This window comes from Paenibacillus eucommiae, assembly GCF_017874215.1.
GTDB classification, from domain to species: Bacteria; Bacillota; Bacilli; order Paenibacillales; family NBRC-103111; genus Paenibacillus_AI; species Paenibacillus_AI eucommiae.
On the sequence record NZ_JAGGLB010000001.1, the window covers coordinates 510,916 to 533,607 of the forward strand.

At 46.5% G+C, this 22,692-nt stretch carries 15 protein-coding genes and 1 pseudogene; 2 read left to right on the top strand and 14 right to left on the bottom strand.

What is annotated here, in order from left to right; translation table 11 throughout:
- Positions 1–986 precede the first annotated feature (986 nt).
- The 10 genes and pseudogenes from J2Z66_RS01720 to cas2 all read right to left on the bottom strand — a co-directional run bounded on the left by J2Z66_RS01720 (position 987) and on the right by cas2 (position 13,719).
- Entirely contained in the window at positions 987–1,775 is a 789-nt protein-coding gene (locus J2Z66_RS01720; RefSeq protein WP_209969126.1) for an ABC transporter ATP-binding protein, read from the bottom strand.
- Positions 1,762–2,679: a hypothetical protein gene (locus tag J2Z66_RS01725; protein ID WP_209969129.1), complete on the bottom strand. Its 918-nt coding sequence runs from the start codon at positions 2,677–2,679 to the stop codon at positions 1,762–1,764. The genes J2Z66_RS01720 and J2Z66_RS01725 overlap by 14 nt, the downstream gene beginning before the upstream one ends.
- Positions 2,654–3,229, bottom strand: a complete 576-nt coding sequence (locus J2Z66_RS01730) for an RNA polymerase sigma factor (RefSeq protein ID WP_209969131.1) — start codon at positions 3,227–3,229, stop codon at positions 2,654–2,656. The genes J2Z66_RS01725 and J2Z66_RS01730 overlap by 26 nt, the downstream gene beginning before the upstream one ends.
- 38 nt (positions 3,230–3,267) lie before the next feature.
- Positions 3,268–6,243 (bottom strand): efflux RND transporter permease subunit, encoded by a 2,976-nt coding sequence (locus J2Z66_RS01735; RefSeq protein WP_209969134.1) that lies wholly within the window; start codon positions 6,241–6,243, stop codon positions 3,268–3,270.
- A 24-nt stretch (positions 6,244–6,267) separates the two neighbouring features.
- Positions 6,268–8,643, bottom strand: coding sequence for an ABC-2 transporter permease (locus J2Z66_RS01740; protein WP_209969136.1), 2,376 nt, complete (start codon positions 8,641–8,643; stop codon positions 6,268–6,270).
- On the bottom strand, positions 8,640–9,518 hold the full coding sequence (locus J2Z66_RS01745; protein ID WP_209969139.1) for an ABC transporter ATP-binding protein: 879 nt from the start codon (positions 9,516–9,518) through the stop codon (positions 8,640–8,642). The genes J2Z66_RS01740 and J2Z66_RS01745 overlap by 4 nt, the downstream gene beginning before the upstream one ends.
- Before the next feature lie 217 nt (positions 9,519–9,735).
- Entirely contained in the window at positions 9,736–10,524 is a 789-nt protein-coding gene (locus J2Z66_RS01750; protein WP_209969143.1) for a TIM barrel protein, read from the bottom strand.
- 50 nt (positions 10,525–10,574) lie between these two features.
- Complete coding sequence (locus J2Z66_RS01755) at positions 10,575–12,683, bottom strand: methyl-accepting chemotaxis protein (RefSeq protein WP_209969145.1); 2,109 nt, start codon at positions 12,681–12,683, stop codon at positions 10,575–10,577.
- A 154-nt stretch (positions 12,684–12,837) separates the two neighbouring features.
- Complete coding sequence (locus J2Z66_RS01760) at positions 12,838–13,095, bottom strand: YqkE family protein (protein ID WP_209969148.1); 258 nt, start codon at positions 13,093–13,095, stop codon at positions 12,838–12,840.
- Positions 13,096–13,435: 340 nt separating this feature from the next.
- Positions 13,436–13,719, bottom strand: a pseudogene (gene cas2 / locus J2Z66_RS01765) (CRISPR-associated endonuclease Cas2).
- Between the two features lie 430 nt (positions 13,720–14,149).
- On the opposite strand from cas2, the gene J2Z66_RS01770 reads away from it, so the two are divergent.
- Positions 14,150–14,404 (top strand): hypothetical protein, encoded by a 255-nt coding sequence (locus J2Z66_RS01770; RefSeq protein WP_209969151.1) that lies wholly within the window; start codon positions 14,150–14,152, stop codon positions 14,402–14,404.
- A 38-nt stretch (positions 14,405–14,442) separates the two neighbouring features.
- On the top strand, positions 14,443–15,051 hold the full coding sequence (locus tag J2Z66_RS01775) for a transglutaminase-like domain-containing protein (protein ID WP_209969154.1): 609 nt from the start codon (positions 14,443–14,445) through the stop codon (positions 15,049–15,051).
- Between the two features lie 118 nt (positions 15,052–15,169).
- Here J2Z66_RS01775 and abc-f read toward each other — a convergent pair whose 3' ends face one another.
- From abc-f to J2Z66_RS01795, 4 genes are all read right to left on the bottom strand, one after another.
- Positions 15,170–17,089: a ribosomal protection-like ABC-F family protein gene (gene abc-f, locus J2Z66_RS01780; protein WP_209969157.1), complete on the bottom strand. Its 1,920-nt coding sequence runs from the start codon at positions 17,087–17,089 to the stop codon at positions 15,170–15,172.
- Positions 17,090–17,189: 100 nt separating this feature from the next.
- The gene (locus J2Z66_RS01785; RefSeq protein ID WP_209969160.1) at positions 17,190–17,333 is read right to left on the bottom strand and encodes an RAxF-45 family protein; all 144 of its coding nucleotides are present in this window, start codon (positions 17,331–17,333) and stop codon (positions 17,190–17,192) included.
- A gap of 367 nt (positions 17,334–17,700) precedes the next feature.
- Positions 17,701–17,865 (bottom strand): hypothetical protein, encoded by a 165-nt coding sequence (locus tag J2Z66_RS01790; RefSeq protein ID WP_209969163.1) that lies wholly within the window; start codon positions 17,863–17,865, stop codon positions 17,701–17,703.
- Between the two features lie 150 nt (positions 17,866–18,015).
- Entirely contained in the window at positions 18,016–22,500 is a 4,485-nt protein-coding gene (locus J2Z66_RS01795; RefSeq protein WP_209969165.1) for an AAA family ATPase, read from the bottom strand.
- Between the last annotated feature and the right edge of the window lie 192 nt (positions 22,501–22,692).

The window sequence follows — 22,692 nt, forward strand, 5'->3', positions numbered from 1 at the left end:
CGTCTTATTAAATATTATATATGATCTATAATTGACGGTAAGAACAACAAATTTTAGTTCATAAAAAAAGGTTCAACACCACAATCAGTGCTTGACAAATGAATGGATAGCTAAAACTGGAAAAACATCTGCCAATCCTGTACGGTTGAAAGTTCTACCCAACAACAAAAGAGGAATAGACCGATGCAGAATCCGTATATCACCACGACGGAAGATTTCTTCCATATACGGAAAGGACCTGTCTTAACGGTCACCGCTGACCTTTAGAGGCTGATTTTTACATATTCACGATTCTAATGGACATCCGCGACTAAACTTGACCCACAACGCTTCCAGAAAAATGGGATTTCATATTAGCTCCATATGAGCGTTGTTCAAGAGCGGAAAAATATACTATTTTACCAATATATGATGAAATTTGATCTCTCCTCGTAGAGCCCCAGCTCTATTTTCTGTAAAAGAGCCGCTTTCATGTCGGGGGTCCGCGGCAAGCCATAGCTGTTTTTAGTAATTTTGTTCGTTCCCAGTGCTTTAAAAGGGAAAAATTATTATTATTGGGCTCATTTGGATATTTTTTATTTATATAAAATCAACTTAATTTCCAATATTTGATATTTCCATAAAATTGGAAGCATAGTGGGGCAAGTTTAGACATCCGCGACCATTAGAAGGTGGTTTTCCCCACAATCGCCCCCTTTTCAGCCTGTAAGGGACATCCGTGACCTTTACAATCTCATTTCGCTGCATTTCCGCTTCTAACGGACTGCGGTGACCCTGAGCGCACGTGTTACCCTCGTCGATATGAAAATAGCTATGACAAGTACCGGGCCACTATAAAGCTGGCATTTTCGTAGCATTTAACCGCCATCGAATGGCTTGACTGTCAAGCACTAATTATTAGCTTGAGCCTAAAAAAAAGTGGTAAACCAGGATTAACACCTGATTCACCACTTTTTGATTGAAACATAAAATTACACTGCCGCAAGCTATAGAGCCATTCCACTACGCCGTCTTACATGCTCAAGATATACATCTTCCAAAGTTGGAGCCAGTTCGGAGTGAGCGGCTTCCATTGTCCATTCTCCCTTCGCTTCGTGCAGCATAGCCGATTTCCATTGCTGCGGCGATTTCGGACCCAACACATGCTTATCCACGATGAAGAGCACTTGATCGACCCAATGTTCGATTTCCATAAGAATATGGCTCACCATTAGTATAATGGAGCTGCCGGCAAGCTCATTCAGCAGTTCCATCACCTGGACCCGTTCCTCCAAATCCAGCCCTTCCAGGGGTTCATCCAGAAGAAGCAAGTGCGGATCGTTAAGCATCGCCTGAGCAATCGATAATCTTCTTCTTTGCCCCGTGGACAAGGATTCGATTCGGAATTGTCCGAACCCGGCGAGGCCAAAGTCGCTTAGCAGCTTCGCTACTCTGCCCGGAACCAATTGGGGTGGAATCAGCTTCATCCCGGCTACATAAATCAAGAAATCTTTAACCTTCATCTCTTCATAGAACGCAAACTCCTGCGACACATATCCGAGTCTCTCGCGGAATCCCTTATCCCTCAATTGCCGGTCATCCAGAATGAACCGAATATCTCCTTTGCTGAAAGCCTTTATTCCCGCTATACATTGAAGCATCGTTGTCTTGCCGCTACCGTTGGGACCAAATAAACCGTAGATCCCCGGAGACAAGGAAATCTCCACTTTTTCAAAAATCCACGGAGTGGATAACGAATGACGAAACGCCGCGCCGCGTACATCAAGCCTGATCATAGTGAGCGCTATCCCCCTTCCTGCTGCTTCGCATCGTAAGGTATGCCAGCAAGCAGAGTATTACCGTTAATGCAAGTGCAAGGAGACGGCTGCTTCCCCAAAACTCATAATTGGCGTCACTCAAAAAGTAGAACGGTCCAAGCAAATCCCCAAGTGACAGCTGAACGCCCCATACCGCTATCGATAAAGCGCCTCCGATCCAAATGCCGAAGCGAACAATAGAGACAAAAGCCATTATGGTGCATAAGCAGAGAGGCACTAACCAGCTGGTAATAAAAATAAACAGCGGGCCGGTAAGTCCAGCTATCGATAAGGGAATACTTACCGCAGCAGCCAGTACAATGTCGTAGAGTACAATAATAATGAGCCGTCCCATCATCATTTCTACTTGAGAAAGAGGGAAGGTCACTTCCAGTCTGGACATCGGCGTACCATAGGATCTCATCGCATAAAAGACGCTAACAACAGATACGAACGACGAGACAAGCAATAAACCATTGCTATAATCACGGATCATTAGAGGCATACCGAGTGCACCTGCAGCCATAATGACAGCGGATATGATCCAGAACATCCTGGAAAACACTTGAGCCTGAGACGTAATGGAGCGAATAAATCTTACCCAAAGCGAAGACTGATCCGGCTCCGCAGCAAGCAGTTGGTCTGAGAACCTCATGGGTTCCGGCCCAGCCACAAGCGGAGTTAAGCGTAAGAGAAGTGCCTTCGTTTGTTCATCGGACGGACTGGCTACCTGATATCTTTCCATTCTAAGTGTGGTTTCTTCGAAAATGTCAAGGCTGAGGTCATTCGTATCTGCATTGTCCGCCTCTTCATCCCGCACTAAATCATCCAATTCCTTCCACATTCCTTGTATCCGTTCATCTTTGACGCCGCGCCGTTCCATGCTTATCCACCTCCTCCGTATTTAACAGATGAGCCATTTTTTTAAATGTTTTATATAGCTTCGTCTTGATGGAGCCTAGCGGCTGTTCCAGCATTTCCGCAATTTCATCCAGTTTCAGCTCGTGGTAAAATCTTAATATGATAATTTCCCTCTCATCAACCGCCAAGCTGCCGAGTGCGCGAATGACCGATTCCCGTTCCCACTGCCGCTCCAATATAGAAGAGACAGTCTCACTGTCGGAATGGAGGGACAGTTTCTCAGCTTCCCATAACGATTCCTTGCGATAAGCCGATGACTTCCATACATCCTTGCACAGATTCGTGGCGATTCGGTAGATCCATGGGCGAAACCGGCTCGGCAGCCGCCCCGTCCGCACGGTCTGGCATAGGCGGATAAAGCATTCCTGAGACAAGTCTTCCGCAAGAGAGCTATTATTCAGCATACGCTGCAAATATTCAAAAATCGGTTTGTGATACCGATACACAAGCGCCTCCAAGCTGGCCTCATTGCCATGTGCAATCTGTTCCAGCAATTCCTCGTCGGAAATCACAAGCATCCCTCCTTTCTTCCAGTTCATTAACCCTGCCCTTATGCTGCAACCATGTTCGCATCGGCTTGCTGCTTTCGCTCACGTCTCGCCTTCATATAATGAAGAGCTTCATAGAAGGTAGGCACCATAATAAGCGTAAATACAGTGGCAAAGGATAATCCGCCAATCACGACGACCGCCAATCCTTTGGAAACAAGGCTGCCCTGCTCAGATTTGGCAAACAACAGCGGCAGCATCGCGCAGATTGTAGCCACAGCTGTCATAAGAATAGGGCGCATACGTGATGACGCTGCTTCAAGCAAAGCTTCGCGTATATTCATGTTTTGTTCATTCTGATTCACACGGTCAATCAATACAATCGCATTCGTCACGACGATTCCAATGAGCATAACGATCCCAAAGATCGATGTCATCTCAAAAGGAGTCCCCGTGACCATCATTGCCAATACTGCGCCGATTGCAGCGAATGGGAGCGAAAGGATGCATGCAATCGGGGCGCGGAATGTTTTGAACGTAATGAGCATAATCAGAAATACAATGCCGATGGAAACCAGCATGTTCATATATAAATCTGTAAAGTCGCCAGTTTGATCAATGAATGCCCCGCCCTGCACGACTGCAATGCTGCTTGGCAGCTTCAAATCTTTGATCACGGTGCTAATCTCTGTATTCATATCAGACATTTTATCTGTTATGACTTGAGCTGTGATTCGAATATAGGGCTGTCCGTTTTTCTGATAAAAGCTGCTAGAACCATTTGTTTTTTCAATTTTTGCAATTGATGATAACGCTGCCGTTCCGGTTCTTGTCATGATCTGAAGACCAGCCAGGTCGGTACTGGTCGATGGATGGATCATCCCATCCAGGAACACAGGCGTGTCTCTTCCATCCAGAACCATGGAACCGATAGGTGTCGGGTTTAGCAAGGATCGAATGGTCAGCGCGGTTTCCTGTGGATTGGCTAAAGCCGGATCTACAACGATAGCATATCCGGGCTTCGTTTCATCCTGATTGCTGCTTACATCTTCCACGCCTTCGATGGCTTTCACCGCGGCAGTGACAACAGCGGCGGCTTTGGCCAATTCCTGTTTATTGTCTCCCGTCAAATCCAGCGTAACCGGAGTGACCTTGGGACCTGTATCCGAATCAGCGTCATAGGAATTGATTTGCTCCCGAAAATGATCGGCATTCACGCCTTCTTTTAATAGAACAGAATATTGGGCATTCCTGGATGAAACGACTTGCCCGGACTTTGCATTTTCTTCGCTGTTGCCTAGCTGCATAATAACATATTTGACTTCACTTTGTGACATGATAAACTTCTCAAATTCAATTGCTTTTTCTTTAAACGTAGTGGCAGGCGTTTCCGGCGAGTACGTTAAACCGAAGGATAGAGAAGTATCATCTTCAGCGCTGACGGCACCTTTGGGCAAAGCGATATACATGACTATGGAGCCTATGAATAGAAACAGGGAAAGTCCAATAGCTATGATCTTATGATTCAATGCCCATGCTAGTACATGCAATAACCTTCCCGGTTCCCTATGAGGCTTCAAACTGGCGTTTCTTAATAGCCACGCGCTCATAAGCGGAACGACAGTGAGCGCTACGAACAGGGAAGAGAGTAAAGCATAGGTGACAGTTAAGGCAAAAGGCAGCAGAAAGGCCTGCAAGGTGCCCTCCAATAGACCGATCGGCAGGAAAACCGCAACTGTCGTTAAGGTGGAAGCCGTAATCGCTTTGGCAACTTCGCGTACCGAATCGATAATCAACTCCTTGGAAAACTCCGCTTTTTGCGTTCTGCGGAATATGTTTTCGATGACGACAATGCTATCGTCGACAAGTCGCCCGACGGCAACGGCCACACCGCCCAAGGTTAGCAGATTTAAAGTAACACCTGATTTCGATAAGAGAAACAAGGTTAAGCCTAGTGACAGCGGAATGGAGAACACCGTAATCAGCGTAGATCGAAGATTTCTTAAAAATAATAGAATGACAATAGCAGCGAATAAAGCACCTAGCAATACTTCTCTCATCATACTGTTCACCGAGGAGACGACCTTATCGGAAGTCGCATTGTAGATTTCTGCTGTTGCATTAGGATATTGCTTCTGTATACCTTCGGCGGTTGTGGCAATTTCTTTTCCAATCGTTACTGCGTTTGAGCTCGCATCCTTTGTAACGATAATTTCCAAGGAATCTTTACCATTAACTCGCATAATGCTCTCTTGATTAGAAGCCGCCTCTACTGCAGCAACATCCTTGAGCTTGATCCCTGGCGCGATAATCAAATTACCCACTGCCGCCAGATCTGTGAGATTACCGATAACTTTGATTTCACTAGCCTTGCCGTCAATTGACTTTTCACCTATCGCAGCCGACATATTTTGGCCCTTCAAGGCGCCCGTTAAAGCCTGCAGCGGCACTTTCGCTTGGGCAAGCTTATCTTTATCCGGATGAATCCACACTCTGGATTCAGAGGCTCCAGATAGTACGGCGCTGGAAACGCCATTAATTTGCTGGAATTTTGGTAAAATCCGATCCTGTGCCAGTGCGATATTTTCCTTCGTTAATCCGTCCTTGAAGGTTAATGATAGCTGTGCAATTGGACGCATGGACGTATTAAACTGGACAACAAAGGGCTTTGACATTCCCTGCGGGAGCGTGATGGCGTTGACCGCCTCTTGCACATTTGCTTTGGCATCCTTCATGTTCATCCCCGAGTCAAAGGTCATTTCAATTTTAGCAAATCCATCTGCCGAGGTGGAGAACATCTCTTTTTTTCCTTTTACGATGGATAAAGCATGTTCTAAAGGCTCCGTTGCACCAGTCAGCATTGTTTGGGCGTCAAAGCCCTGACCGATTATGGTAATACTCACTTCCGGTCTATCTGCCGAGGGGAGATACTCCATAGGAAGTTTAAAATAACTGAATATGCCCAACCCCATAAACAATACCGCCATAAAGAGTACAGCAGCTTTGTTGACGAAGGCCCATTTTGTAAACCAAGTCATGGTTCAATTCCCCTTTCGTTCATCCTATGGCCGTGCAGCGGCGATTTTGTTTAGAAATGTGGTGAAATCCGTGTCCACTTTCGCATCCTCATTCTTGACTTCTCCTTCAAACTGCTGCGCATACTCGTATATTTGCAGGATCACCTTCGGAAAGTCTTCCTTGCCGACTGATTGATAGACATTGTTCATCGCTAAGTAAACCGGATGCGGCGCGCCGTTCAATTTATGCCTACTCGGGATAAACAACGGTCCGTCTTGCGGATTACCACTGTGCTCAATAAATTGCGATATAGCATCTGTCATATAGCTTGTGAGTTTAAACATGGGACTGGGCATGGTGGTGGATGCTAGAACAGTCTCCTTCATAAGATACTTATCAAAGTACCAGAATCCGTTATTGGTCATCGAGGCGGGATGAATCAAATACGGTAAATAGCTGAGGCCATTCCCATCGATCAGTTTGAGAGAATCTCTCCTGAGTGGCAAGTCATATAATAGTTGGTTGTCCAACGAATCATTGGTCCTGCTGCCCGGGTAATCCGTGCGGATGAAATGAATGTTATTCGGGTAGTAGGCATCGGGATTCAGCATCTTTGCAATTTTAGCCAATTCCGTATAATGCGTGAGCAGCTTGCTTGTAAGGGGCTTAGCTTTAGCCGGTGGAATCTGATTGGATAAAGTAATCGAAAGCGCTGTATGATCGTTCGCTTCCTTCCACTCGGTAATATCCCCGCCAATGAGGTTAAAGCCGCGAATGCCTGCAGCATCGAACTTGACCCGCTGCCTTCCCCCTGCAGCTTGCAAATCCGTCCTCTCCCCATTTGCGACAAGACGCATCTGCCCGCCCGCTTCAACTTCTACATGGAAATCGGCAGGCAGCCGGTAAGGCTCGCTCTCGCTCACAGCTTCATCCATAACGGGGCTTGAAATCCTTCCGTCGAAGTGGATTTGCTCCAGCCCGGCCAGTCTGTCGGTACCCGGATAAGGATACCATCCGTAATATCCTGGCAGGAACAACTGATCCTTATCAATAAAAACCCTTCGCTCCCAATGGGCATCCAAGGAATTATCTATCCCTCCCGATCCTTGCGGATCGTACCAGTCATTGACCGTACCTGCATAAACTATTGTTAGCTTCACGTTCGTCCGAGGCTGTAAGGGGCTAGCAGGAACAACCCACACAACATCCTCTCCTGGCTCCCATTCGAAGTCCGCCTGCATTCCATCAACCTTTATTTCATTTACTTGGAAATGATGCCTTAACGACAGCGGAAACCGGCCAAATGCCTCATTGCCTCCATGCTTCAACCGAATCGTGCCCTGCACCTCCATTCGGTGCTTCTCCTCCAAGTTTACCTTCAAATCGTAGTCGAGAGCAGTCAGCCCGCTGTACCGCTGGCCGATTTGCAGCATATTTTTATGCTGCTGCGTTAACGGATTCATATTCGGATCCGCTTCTTTTCCAGCCAAAAACCGCTCGATAGCAGCCTGATTGATCTCCGCTGGATTCTCTTGAGGCAGTTCTCTATAAAATGCTAAATTCTGCTTAGCGGACTCAGTACGCTCCTGCCAAATAGAAGCATAGTAAAAAACACTTATACACATTGTCACAACAGCTGCGGCTACGATTGGGTAAAAAATGATATTACGCTTTTTTTCCTTCCTGCTGTCCATTGCCCTATACACAATTCCGCTGAAAATGATGATGATAAGTGCTGTATAGAACAAACGGTGCAGCCAATACGCCGCGTTGCCGGTAAATCCCCATAATTCCGAAAAAAAACCTAATCTGGACAAGTCGGTGAGTCCGAAATCGGCGAAATAGGTCCAGTGTACCGGTATAAACTTGAGAAGAATTAATTTAGCAAATAAAAGAAGAAATACCACAATCCCCAAACTGTACAAGTAAACGATACGATGGCGGGTCCATGTGCCAATCCAAAAGCCAAGCAAGATTGTGAACGTCATCGGAATAACATAGGAGCTGAGCATTTGCAGCCCAGCGGTCATCGAAGAAAAAGCCATCCCCGCTTGCCAGGATTGATAAGCGTAAAAACAGGCAGGTAAAAGCGCGACTATACCGAACGGAAGGATCAAAGCAATCAGTCTGGCCAATATCAATTGCCCCGAATGATAAGGCAATGCGTTCAGCACGCGATCGGATTTCGCCGCAGCGTCTCTTCGAGCCGCCGAAACGGCCAAAAATTGCGCCAAAAGAAACATAAACCACATAAACCTGTAAGCACTTGATGTTGCGTACCATCCTATATCATCGGCATAATGGTTGTTTATCAAGGGTATCAAAAACGCTCCAACTACTATAGCAAGCAGGACCCCAATAAACACTCCCCGTAACAAAAGCTTACATTCCACAATCATATATTTCCAAAGTGCAGTCATGGCTGCAGCTCCTCCCCTCTTATGACATTTACATAAGCGTCTTCCAAACCAATGCGAGCCGGTTCGGCGCCTTCGAATGGCTTAATGTCCGACAACACGCGTATTTCCTGACCGTACGCCGCTTTCCGGGCAGAAATTACTTTCATTTGCTGCTTAATCGCGTCGAACTGCGACTCCCCGACATTTCCCGTCCACACCCGGCCTTTTACCTGATCAAGCAGCGATTCCTGCGTTCCTTGGTAAACAATGCGGCCTTGTTTCATCATGGCGAGCTGATTGCAGGCGTTCTCGATGTCAGCTACAATGTGCGTGGACAGGATCACGATACGATCCGTACTTAAGTCACGAAGAACATGTCGGAAACGTATCCGCTCCTCCAGATCGAGTCCTGCTGTCGGTTCATCGACGATAATCAGCTGCGGCGATCCCAACAGTGCTTGAGCGATCCCGATCCGCTGTTTCATGCCGCCGGAATAACTCCCCACTCGTTTCTTCGCTTTTTCGCTCATATTCACTTGCTCCAGCATCGAAACAACGGCTTCTTTCCGCTTACGGGAATTCGTCATTCCTTTCATCATCGCTACATAGTCGAGATACTCGTAACCGGATAGTTTGTTATATAAACCGAACTCCTGCGGCAAGTACCCCAACATCGCCCGAATCGCCTGATCGTCCCTGCCCAACTTGTAATCGCCGATCGCCACACTTCCTTCTGTGGCCGGCTGTAGGGTAGAGAGAATTTGCATAAGTGTTGATTTCCCGGCACCATTCGGACCGAGTAAACCGAATATGCCTTTTTGTATCGTCAGGGTGACCCCGCTCATCGCTTGAAAGGATCCGTATGTTTTCCCCAGGTTCGTAATTTGAATTTGCACAGGCTGCAGCCTCCCCAAAATGACAAGCTTGCTCAATGTTCGCGCGCGTTGAAGCAGGCTTCAGTTAATATAACGAGCATGCAGCCAAAAAGATTTCGTATTGCAGCTTCTTTTTTCAGTCCATAAAGAAGAGGTATATAAAGAAAAAACCTCCAAAACCGCATTGCAGCAGTTTCGAAGGTTCAAGATTTTACACTAGCCCATAAGGCAGCCCGTGTTAATTTAATGTTTCTAGCTGAGCTAGAACTGGTTCTAGAATTTCTTTCTTGAACTGATCAAGCGCCGTGTCCGTGTCGATCGTGTAGCCGCACTCAAGGCCAATGAAGCCATTAAAGCCTGTCTCCTTGATTGCTTTTAGAATATTGAAGTAGTTGAGCTCTCCCGTGCCTGGCTGCTTACGTCCCGGATTGTCCGCTATGTGATAGTGATTAATTCGATCCTTGTAGCCTATGGCGTTACGAATAACGTTGCCTTCAGTAACCTGCTGGTGATATACATCAAAAACAAGCTTTACGTAAGGGCTGCCCACTTGATCAATGACCTCAACGGACTCATCCGAACGCTGAAGGAAATGCCCTTGATGATCAATGAGCCCGTTCAGCGGCTCTACCTCAAGTATGATACCAGCCTCCTCGAAGAGAGGAGCGCATCGCTTCAACGTCTCGACCATGCTCTGCCGCTGGACTTCCCGCGGAATCCCCTCCAATACGTTGCCCGTCTGAGAAATAACGGACTTCACATTCAAGATTCGACAAGCTTCAATCGTCTGTCGGGCCCCTTCCAGATAAGACTCTCGCAAGGATGCATCTACCAGGTTCATGAACTTCGTGCAGGTTGCACTAATTCCAACGCCGATTCTCTCCTGCTCCTTAGCCACTCTCTTCAAATCCTCAAGGTTCCACCATGCGTAGTACTCCAGTCCTTGAAAGCCGTGCTCTTTAATTTTCTCCAAATGGTAAATTTCATCTTTCCCGGAATAAGCTCCAATACATAGTGAGAATTTCATCGTTAAGCGTCTCCTTTAAGGTTTCAATATGCCTCGCGCATAGGAACGTGTTAAATTTTGAAGCGGGTCAGCTTCTCAAGCAGCTCTTGAACCATATTGCTAAGCGCCGCTGAGGATGAAGCTATCTCTTCCATAGAAGCCAGCTGTTCTTCGGATGCTGACGCCACACTTTGCGAATTACCGGAGGCTTCGCTTGCGAGGCGGGACAACTCTTCTACTGCAGCGTTCACTTGCTCGGAGCTGGCATTCATCTGTTCCGATGCCGCGGACACCTCTTGTATCTGATCGCCAACTCGAAGCATTTCTTCTGCTACCGTCTGGAACAAAGCCGCACTTTCAACGACGTATTGCTCACCCGCTCTCACTTCGCTCGTACCCAGCTTCATCATTCGGGAAGCATTCTCCGTATCGTCCTGTACTTGATCGATCAGTCCCGTAATCTCTTCAGCCGCCCTAGAAGTCTGATCGGCAAGCTTGCGAACTTCAGCAGCAACGACGGCGAAGCCCCGTCCATGTTCTCCTGCCCTGGCCGCTTCAATATTGGCGTTCAATGCCAGAAGATTGGTCTGATTGCTAATCTGGGAAATCAGGCTGACAATGCCTCCGATTTCCTTCGAACGTTTCCCCAGGTTCTCGATAACCTGTTCCGCTTCAGCGACCGTGCTTCTCACCCTCGTCATCTCTTCCCCGGCTTCACGCATGCGGGTATTTCCCAGCTCCGTATGATGCCGTACATCTTGCACAGATGAAGAAACTGCAGATGAAGATGCAGCGATTCTCTCGATGCCAATTGACATTTCGGCCATTGCTTTAGCTGTTTCTCCAGCGTACCGATTTTGCGTTTCCGAGCCTGCAGCCACCTCTTCGCTGGCACGGGCGATCATCTCCGATGCTTGAGACGTCTGCTCTGCGCTTGCGGTCAGCTGCTCGGAAGTAGCTCCAACCGACATGGATAGATCGGAAACATGATGAAACATCCCCCGCAGTTCTTCAGTCATGTGATTAAAACTGTCTGCAAGCTGACCGAATTCATCCCTGCTTCTCATCTCCACCTTTTGCGTCAGATCCCCTTCCGCCATTTTTTGCACGCTCCTGACTAACGTATGCACATGGCGAATGATCATCATCCGGATTAGAAATGCGAGTACAATGCCCAGTACGATCATAGAAACAATGCTAATAATCAGCGATGTTACTTTACTTTCATTGTAGGATTTAAGAATTTCCTTCTCCGGAACAACAGTTTCCACATACATGACATTGTCACTGCCCTCTATCCGAACAGGTATGAACACACTCAGGGCTTTATCACCATGTGCGTCGAAAATATAGCCTTGCTCCGCGTTCCCGGAAGTCAAATTGGTGAACAACGCTGCCTTCTCCGGAGCGTCTCCGTAAGGCTGAAAAATGCGCTCGGGCTGCACCGGATTGACGACATAGTTTCCTGCTTCGGAAATCACAGTCACGTACCCGCCTAACGGATCCTGCTCCGCCGCTTCCTTCTGCAGCGAATCCAGCGCAATGTCTACTCCCACCATACCCAGAAAGCTATCATTCTTATCGAGGATAGGTACGAGCAGCGATGTCATCGGAACCGTTTGCCCGCCAACTTCATACGTATAGGGCTCCATCAACGTTACTTTCTTGCTCTTCTTTGGGATTAAATAAAAATCTCCAATTCCCTGAGCCTCATAGCCCTTAAGCTGCTCAACCTGGATCGAGTCACCACTTCTGAAAACGTAGGGAATCAATCGTCCAGTCTCATCATCGTATGGAGATTTATTCTTATGCTCCGCATCCTTGCCGTCGAAAGCATTAGGCTCCCATAACGTATACGTTGCAAGAATGTCAGGATGAGCCTCCAGCATTTGCTTCAACAGATCTACCACTTCAGCACGGGAATAAGATTGTGCAACCTTGGCATTACGTAGAACCAAAGCCAGCATATCCATTTCCTGTTTAAGCCCTGCCAGCTTTTGACTAAATTCCTCTGAAAAGCTTTGAGCCGCATGCTTCGCCTCGACCTCTCCCATACTAACACTTACGGTCTTAAGCTGATTGAGATTTACAAGCACAAGAACAATAAAAATAACTACTAGAAGTGCTGCTAGAGATGATATCATTTTAAGTGTCAAAGAAATCCCATTTTTGTTTTTCATGTAATTGCACCCCCTGTTGTTCTTGCTGTATATATCGACATAATTCGTCAATAAATGAAGCGACATTGAGTAAATGCTTAAATATCCGAATTAAAAAAACCTCCCGTAATGAGAGGCCGCTTGGGAGAGAATAATCCTGATTATTAGTTTAAACCTACTTATTTTTTCGCCAGTCCAGATTACTGTTGTTCAGGAGATGCTCAAAATCATTCTCCAGCCTTTTCTGTTCCGCCTTTCGGGCTTCTTCCGCCTGGGTCCTTATCAGCTCTGTCTTCTTATTTTCAACAGCCTTTAATTCATCGGCTTGAGCTTTCAGTTTGCCTAGAATTTCAGGACTTAATAGATCCTTTAAAGTGGCAGGTTGGTCTTGGGAAGCAGGTTTTGGAGCAGGAGGATTTTTTCTCTTCGCCATAGCATTCACCTCGGTTTCTGCCCCCATTATAGCAATTTTCAAGCGCACATTCTATACTCAGCTTTACGCACTCGGGGTGTGACATATTTCCCAAGAAAATAGGGGGTGTTGTTACATATTTCAATCCACGCACCCCATACAGGGTGCGACAGCGGAAATGCGCACAATTAATCCAAGAAAGGCATAAATCAAGTACATTTCCAAAAAATAATACTAAAAAACTATGAATCCATGATTGACTTTTATCGAAACAAGCTCATTCATGGTTTTCGACAAATTTCGAGGTGCGAAGGACTCAAGGATTTCATGGGAGCTTCACATTCGCACCTCTAAATGTACCTTAGAGAAATAGTGGAATTTCCATACCATAGGAGGTTTTTACGCCAACTTGCTCAGCTTTTGTTTTGTATTTATCCCCAAGTTTATAAAATCGCAAGCTGTCTGTTTTATCAGTTCTTCTAATTCATGCTTTAAGCGGCGGAACTGCGTCGAATCGGGAATACAATCAAACACAAATTTCTGAACTCTTTGGCCATGACCCATACATTTTTTGGATATTTGAATCAGTCGTCTTTTGCCTTCTTTACTTGTTGTACCTATATCATAAGTAATCCGGATTAACATGACAAGACCTACTTCCACAAGAATGGAGGATACTCAGCCAGATCGCCCCGAATATGCCTGAGGAGAAATGCTTGCGCATAGGGAACATCAATCTCTGCTGTGTCATTTTATAGATTTTTTCAATTTCTCTTTTATAACATTTATCGGAGTTGAACCCTTCCATTTTATCATTTATCGGTATATGTACGAGATTTATTCCCTAAATATCAATGTCCTCTTAATATTTTGATCCACCATTTTCTTATCTTGAAGTTATTTAAAATTATAAACAACTAATACGAGAATACACATTATTTGGACAGTGAAAAGTTCTAGGGTAGAAAAATAACCAACTCAGGAAATAGTATGGTATCCTTTGGTTCTCACTCCAGATTCTTGTTTCACTAGACAAGCCACGTTCTAATGGTTTGTCGTGATCATTGTCGGCTTCATGCTGCGACCCGATCATCTAGGCCTGATGTCGGAAGCCGAAAAAATACGTATGAGTGATATTTCCACTAAATTGGGCATTAAGCCGCGTACCGTAACCCAATTCGATGATGCCCCTCCCCTTATCTTAAAAGCCCGGGCCGCAATGAGCGAATCGGCTGAGATCGTCCTGGCATCTTTACCTCCAGAGGGGCGCGGCCAGCTGCTCGAAATTCTGCAGCAACTTACCCGTGTACAAGAAATGGGCGTTGATTAAATGAATGTGATGCTAATAAACAACTCAGGAAGAGAAAAATGAACTTGATATGTGAATCCAATTCTTTGGATGATTATTTAGTTGAAACCGAAGATGTTAACCATAGTCATTACTTAATTAAAAATAAAGCAAAGGAATTGTACAGCCAATCCTTGGATGAAATTGGATTTATTAAGTCCGCTTTTGAATTTGTTCGTGATTTCATACCTCATTCCTGGGATATTCAAAGCTCGCGCATTACATGCAGTGCCTCAGAAGTCCTTTTTTACCAAGAAGGTATCTGTTATGCAAAATCAAACTTATTATGTGCCTTATTAAGGTGCCAAGGCATACCCACTGGTTTCTGTTACCAGCGTCTAACATTAGGCGATACTCCTGATACAGGTTACGTTATCCATGCGTTAAATGCCGTTTATCTTAGATCAATTGGGAAATGGATTCGTTTAGATGCACGTGGAAATAAAGCGGGGGTGGATGCCCAGTTCTCACTAGAAGAAGAGAAATTGGCTTTTCCTATCCGAGAAGTATACGAAGAGCAGGATTATCCTGTAATTTACAAGACACCAAATAAAAAAACAACGGCGGTCTTGCTTCAAAATACAGATTGTAAGATGATGTATCTTCATGGCTTACCTTCAGAGTTATAGCTGTAAGTTTGTTCAAAAAGAAAGAGGGGAGCGGCGCTCCTCTCTTATGTTCCATCCTCTTAATTTGTCCTCTTATTAATCTGTCCTCTTATTAATCTAAAATCATTTGGTCATACCCTCAACTCGACAGTTCCATCCACAATTCCAAAAGTGCATCCAGCTGCGATTGCTTTTTCTCCCGTTCTTGCCAACTTATCTCAAGCTGAGCAGTATCGCCAATACGATCTAAATGGTGCAGCTCTTCATCTGCTCGAGCTAGCTCTGCTTCAAGCACAGCAATCTCATGCTCTAGCTGTTCACGTCTCCGCTCGTTTGTGCGTTCTAGGCTGCTGCTTCCAATCACTTTTGTTCCCGGTACTGCTGCCGCGGAAGTCTTCCCTTCATTCAAGAGCGGTGCTTGCGACGAAGATTCACCATGCTTCTCCTTATAATTATCATAATTGCCGAGATACTTGGTAATCCTGCCTTGCTTGAGCTCCCATACGCTTTTCGCCAGGCGATTAATAAAATATCTATCATGGGAAATCGCCAGCACCGTTCCCGGATAATCCTCCAGCCCCTCCTCCAAGGCTTCGCGAGAAGCTACGTCAAGATGATTCGTCGGTTCATCCAGCAGAAGCAGGTTCGGCTTGCGTCTCACCAGTAAAGCTAGCCTCAGACGAGACCATTCTCCGCCGGAGAGCATCTGTAAGGGCTTGAAAACATCAGCGCCATAGAACAAATATTTGGCCAGCACGTTCCGCGCTTCGCCCTCCTCCAAACCACCCTCCTTGCGGAAAAATTCCAGTACAGTCAGCTTGTTATCTCTTACTGGCTCCTGCTGAGCCAAATAACCGATTTCCACACGCGCCCCTTGCTCCACTACACCTGCATCTGGCACGTCATCACCCAAAAGCAGCTTGAAAAGCGTCGTTTTCCCTGAACCATTTTCCCCGAGCAGCACGACCTTCTCGCCATACAACAAACTTCCCTCAGCTCCGTCCAAAATCGCACGATCCGCATATTGCTTCGTCACGGCTTCAAAAGCGATGACCTTACGGCCAGACCGATCAAGTGGGGACAGGTCGAAATCTGCTGTTTTCCGCTCCAGGACTGGACGCTTTACCGCCTCCATCCTCTCCAGAGCTTTTCGAATCGAAGCTGCCCGTTTGAAAAATTTCTCATTTCCTGCAATACGCCCCCATTCTTCCAGCTGGCGGATCGTTTCTTTCATTTTTTTTATCACCTTCTGCTGCTCTTGGAACTGCGCGAACTGCTGAAGAAGACGCTCTTCCTTCTCCTTCATATATCCGCTGTAGTTGGTAAAATACGTATGAGCCTCACCGTCCTCCAATTCGATCATTTTCGTGCCGACGGCATCGAGAAAATAACGGTCGTGCGACACTATGATACACGCGCCATCATATCGCCGCAGAAACTGCTCCAGCCACTCTATACCTTTGAGATCCAGATGATTCGTCGGCTCATCCAAAAGCAGCAAAGCTGGACGGGTAACCAATTGGGACGCCAAAACAATACGTGTCTTCTCTCCACCTGACAAGCCACCGAAATTCCGCTGATAAAGGCTTCGCTCCATTTGCAAGCCGCTCGCGACTTGATCAATAGCCGTATCCATCTCATAGCCGCCACTTTGCTCAAACCGCTCTTGAACCAGCGCATATGCCGTGAGCAGCCGCTCCATCTTTTTCGGATTACCCGCCGCCTCAGGACTGGACATCTGCTGTTCCATCACTGACATTTCCTGTTTGATGACCATCAGCTCCCGATAACCATACGCCAGAACTTCATATACGGTCAGTTCATCGAACTCGGCAGGGATTTGTGGCAAATACCCAATTTGCAAATCCTTCTTAATCGTTAGCATACCTTCATCTATCTGCTCAAGACCCGCAATTAATCGAAGCAAAGTTGATTTCCCACTACCATTGCGGCCGATCAGGCCAACCTTCTCGCCCTCTTGGAGTTGAAGCGTCACCCCGTCCAAAATAAGGTTTGCTGCATGGTATTTCTTTATCTGTTGAACGTTAACTATTATCATTTTAAGAGCCTCCTATTAGATGAAAACCCTAACTTGATGCACAAAAAGAGCCGCAGCAACAAGCCCGCGACCCTCAGGATGGTAAAACTATCCGTTGTGGTTAAGGTAGGCGTCTTCTCACGAATGGTTCAAACGTATTATTGAAACTGGACATACTTATCCCATTCGCGGAAAAGGCATGAACAATGCCAGCCATAGCAATCGGCAGCTGGCTAATACGGTTGTTGACCATTTGGTGATTCACCTACCTCACCTCCTTCACATTAATGTTTTTAATATAACATAAAGCGTGGTGTCATGACAATGCAATGCGTCCATAACAGTTCCGTGATGCAGAACTTCTGATGTTTATTTCCAGTTTCTGAACTTTTGAAACTTAATACTGGTATGGCATTTGCCTATGACTTGCTCCATGAGATAAGCCTAAATTCACACACCCCATACGGGGTGCGACAGCGGAAATGCGCACAATTAATCACATAAGGGCATCATTTAAGCACTTTTCCAATATATATGCTACCTAAAACTATAGATTAGTAGTTGACTTTTGTCTAGGCACAATAAATATTATGGTTTTCGACAAATTTCGAGGTGCGAATGTCCCGGGATTTTCATGGGAGCTTCACATACGCACCTTCAACATTAGATAAGCCTTCCGCCAACGCTTGCAGCCTTTCCGTTTCACGATTGGTCAATGGCACAGCCAGCGGCTGAATTTTGGAATCAGAGCATCTCCTATGAACAAGCGTTTCACCCGAAATAACACCTTCATCCATACGCCCTCTTACTCCTCTTAAATAACACCTCTTCACATGGGCTTCAGTACAGATCCTAAAAATTATGACTGAGCAAAAAAATAAAAAAAGCCAACAACAGAACGTCTTACGGTTCCGTTATTGGCTTGCAGTATATCTACACAGGTAAGACTATCCCAATAATTGCAGTTCCCTTGCTCGTGCAATCGCCTGGGCACGCCGTTTAACCCCTAATTTTCCGTATAAATGGAAAACATAACTTTTGACCGTTCCTTCTGTTAACCCAAAACGATAAGCGATTTCCTTATTGGACAAACCGTCCGTCAACGCATACAAAATCTCCGTTTCACGGTTCGTCAGCGGTTCGATGAGCGGCTGTGAAACTTCTGAGGAAATAGCTTGAAGACTCTGCCCCGAATCGCTTGACACACTAATTTGAGCACGGGAATCCTCCAACGATTTCAGGTAAACCATCCGCATAATCATTAGATCCAGCACGCCCAGCCTCTCTTTGGTGAAAACACCAGAGATGAGGTTATTTTCCAAGTAAAGCACGGATGGCAATAACTTCCCTGGAAAAAGAATAGGCATACAAAGTACAGACTGCGGCTGGCTGCGACGTATATTAGGATCAGCTCCATAAGAGCTGCGCGAAGCATCTGCTAGCACGACCGGTTCGCCAGTCTTGATAACATAACGAACGATAGCTTCAGCGTACGAAGCCTCTTCCTGGGTATCATCTGCACCCACCTGCTCCTCCATGATAAAGCCTTCACCGTGACTGCTAAGCACATATCCCTTTTCAGCACCCGAATATCGTAGAGCCGATTCCAGGAAACGTTTCATCACATCTTTGCTGACGTATTCGTTGACATTTTGGCTAACCTCATGACTGTGATCTTGGCTGACTGCCTTACCCGACCACCCCATAATTTGCTGAATAAGAACCTGTTCGTCAACGAGATGAGGCATCACTTCGCGCGCAGCTTCACTTTGCCCCATCTCTTCCTCAGCTGTCATAAGACCCTCTTGCCGCGCGGCAGCCGTTAATTCCAGCTCGGGATATGCCGCTTCGGGGTATGCATCTCTCAACTTTCTTGCTTTGGCAAAAGCCCCCCACCTTGCATAAGCAGAGAAGGCATCCACCAATAAAACATTCGCACCAGTAATGCTGCCTGCTTCCCTATAGTACATCGACGCCCGCTCATAGGCTATCGCTTCTATTAACCCGTATCTTTCTCTGCGCGCCTCCTGGGCAGCAGCTTCGTAACCTTTGGCAGCTGCCAAACGGTTTCCATCGATCCCAAGCAATTCAGCCGCGATGAGCAAGTAAGCCGAAGACTGCTGTCCGAAATAGCCGGACCATTGCTTCATAGAACGCAATTGCTTACTAAGCATGGCACGAATACCTTTGCGTTCTTCCGGTGGCGCCTCCGTATACATGGCAGCAAGCGTTAGCGAATGGTACACATGCTGTTTGCGTACTTGCAGCCGAGTCTGTCGAAAAGTGTTGAATTTGCCTTTCTCTACCCATTCGAGGGCTTCGCGATACCGGCCGGACAAATAAGCGATTTCGATCTGACAGGTACAGGTATAATAAACTTCGTTATTCAATCTCTCCTTGAGGCGACTATTCTGCAATGGCATTACGACTTCATCACTTTCAACTTCACCCTGTAATTGTGCCACATACCATCTCGCGATACGAAATATGTTGAGTGTTACTTCATCTACAAGCTTCTGTGACATGGTCTCGAAGTTCACAATCCGTGCAGTCAACGTATGTAAGTCTCCAGTATGATTGGTCGTACAAGTCAGCATCGCAATACTAACGAATGCCAAATTGGCCGATTCCATCCCATAGCGCATAGATTGCTCAAAGCACCTCATTCCTTCTTCCGGATTCTGCAGCAGCTTGGCTAGACCCTTAATGTACAGCAATCGGCATTGCAAATCCGTACTTTCAAAAGAGGATGACAGGGTACAAGCCGTTTCGATATGCTGGAGCCCTGTATGGAAGCTGGAAATATTATTTCTGAAAATCACCAAGCCGTAACCCGCAAGTACACACGTGAATGCTTCGTTGTTCCCATGCTTCAAACCATAGCGAACGAACCTCGAAAATAGTACCGCAGACAACTCCAAACTTATTATAAAAACCGAGGTCGACATCGCCATGACCAGATCCGACAAAGCTTTATAATGGGGATCATAATTTAATGGCAAACGCGGCAGCTCATTTCGCATCTTGGACAATGCCATTTGTGTCATGACGACTTCTTTTGCAACAAGCGCTTTCGAAGGCTTCATCGGCAGCTTCCAGCCAAATTCGGCAAGAGCCTGCCACCCGATATTCACCGCTATATCGTCTCTTTTTAAATAAGCATTCATTCCGATACTTATCAAATAAATTTGGGAACGCTCAACCAAGTCAGTGGTACGGGTCATTAACCGTTCAAGCAGATCTTTCGCTCTATCCACGCGTCCACACATATATTCACACTCGGGCAGCTCCAGCATCAAACGATAGGCCAGCGAATCCGTCCCACTTTCATCCTCCTGAACAAAACGCAGCCCCGTTTCCAAAAAGTGCAGTGCAGCCGCAAATGCCGTTGTTGCTTTCGATTTCAAACCTGCCTGAAGATTATAGGCGGCCAGCTCTCTTTTCTCCGTCTCATCCGTCATCTCACTGCTGCCCAAATTCAAATGATACACCATGTCAAAAATCGATTCTTCCTGCTGTTCGCACCTGCCCGTGCGCATCACGCGTCCGATCTTCAGATGCAGGCCTGCTTGTTCAGGTTCGAGGACGGATCTATAAGCAGCCTGCTGCACCCGGTCATGTAAAAAGGTATAATAACCATCATCCGTTTCCACTTCATCAGCCGCATCAATTGCATCAGCTTCATCAACCTCACCAGCTTCATTTTCTCGACTTAGTAAGCCCTCATCCTCAACTGAACGTAAAAGCTTACGTGTATGACTCAAGGAGCGGCCGCTTACTAGAGCTACCATTGACAGACGGAAACGGTGCCCAATGGCTGCCGCTATGGCTAGAAGCTCAATTGTTTCATGCGGCAGCATACGAATGCGTGTCCCAATCAAATGAAGAATGTCAGGATCCTCGGGCATTTGAGTAACTGCCGCTGCCTCCCAGCTCCAAATAGCTTGTTCCTCATCAAAATAAAGCTTGTTCTCGCGATAGAGGCTATCCACAAAACGGTGTAAGTACAGCGGATTACCACCTGTTCGATGGTAAAGAGACTCCGCAAGCAGGCGGATGCGCGCCGTATTTTCGTTTAAAATATGTGATATAAACTGTCTCACTTCGATGTAGGATAGAGGGTCGAGCGTGATATGCTGCAGTGATAATGGCTTTCCAGTCTTATGCAGAGAAAATGAATCTTTGATCCATAAAGCAGCCGCGCCTTGGGTTCCTCCGTTTTCCATACAATCTGGCGCCGCTTCCTCCCGGAACGAACCTATAAGTAATAAACCATGAAGGTCCCTGTCATTCGCAACCGTACGAAGGACATCCATCGTAGCAGGATCTGCCCATTGGAGATCGTCGAGAAACATAACGAGAGGATGCTCTCTGCCAGCAAATGTGTTTATAAAAATAGGCAATAGACGGCGAAAACGGACAGCCGCTTCAGAAGGAGGCAATGGCTCCACAGCAGGAAATTCACCGAGAAGCTTGCCAGCTTCCGGCAGCAGCTGTGCGATTACGCCAGCCCCTTGGCCTAACGTCTCCGTTAACTGTTCCTTCCATTTCGCAACTTTTTCTGGCGATTCGCCCCAGATTTGCCGAATCAATCTGCGAAGCGCCTGCAGGATTGGCGAAAACGGCATATCCTGATTCATCAGATCACACTTACCCGCAATGAATTGACCACCATCCCTGGTCACCAGCATCTGAAGCTCTCGAACCAAAGCGGTTTTACCGCTGCCCGCCTGACCCGTAACGACTACGAACGCAGATGCGCCGCCACGAGCCTGCTCGAAAGCCTCGCGAAGCTTTTCTTTTTCCTTTTCACGACCGAAGAGAGTCCGTGGAAGGCGGAACCGGCTGGCCTCATCCGCACGAGCAATCTCGAAGGGGACGATCTCTCCCCATTCTTCCAGAGAAGAGTCACACCTTTTCAAATCAGCTAAAAGACCATAAGCACTCTGATAACGCTCCTCAGCCGTCTTCGACAACAGCTTCATGATAATGTCAGCAAGTGAGCCCGCCGTCTCCGGACGCAGTTCTTGCAGAGGCTTCGGTACAATAGCCAGATGAGCATGCACCCACTCTTCAGCACTCTGTGCTTGAAATGGCAGACACCCTGCAAGCATTTCATAATATATCAAACCTAGCGCGTACAAATCGCTGCGCACGTCAGACGCACGGTTGATCCTGCCTGTTTGTTCAGGAGAAATATAGGCGTAATCCAGCTCACGCTTTTCTTCCAAAACTGCTCTAATCTTTTCTGCTTGAATTCGACCACCAAATATTCGAACACCAGATGGATTCAAATCACCAATCATCGTTTTTCGATTATGGGTCGTTTGAACTAATTCCGCCAGCGCTATAGCTATATGTACAAATGGGGCAGCTTCCATTGCAGTCCCATTCAGCAATTCCTTTAACTTGGTCCCCTCTGTTAGAGACATGTTGTCCAATCCTCCATCTGATCCGTGCACATCTACTCTTTCAGAAAAGCAGCTTCTTCTTATTCTATCATTATTTAATAGTGCGTAGAAGATATTGTTATTGCAGTTAGGTGAACCGGGAACCACCCTTCCATTTTCTTAATGCTTAGATTAAGATAAGGCACTTTTTAAAGTACTACATACTACCCGCGT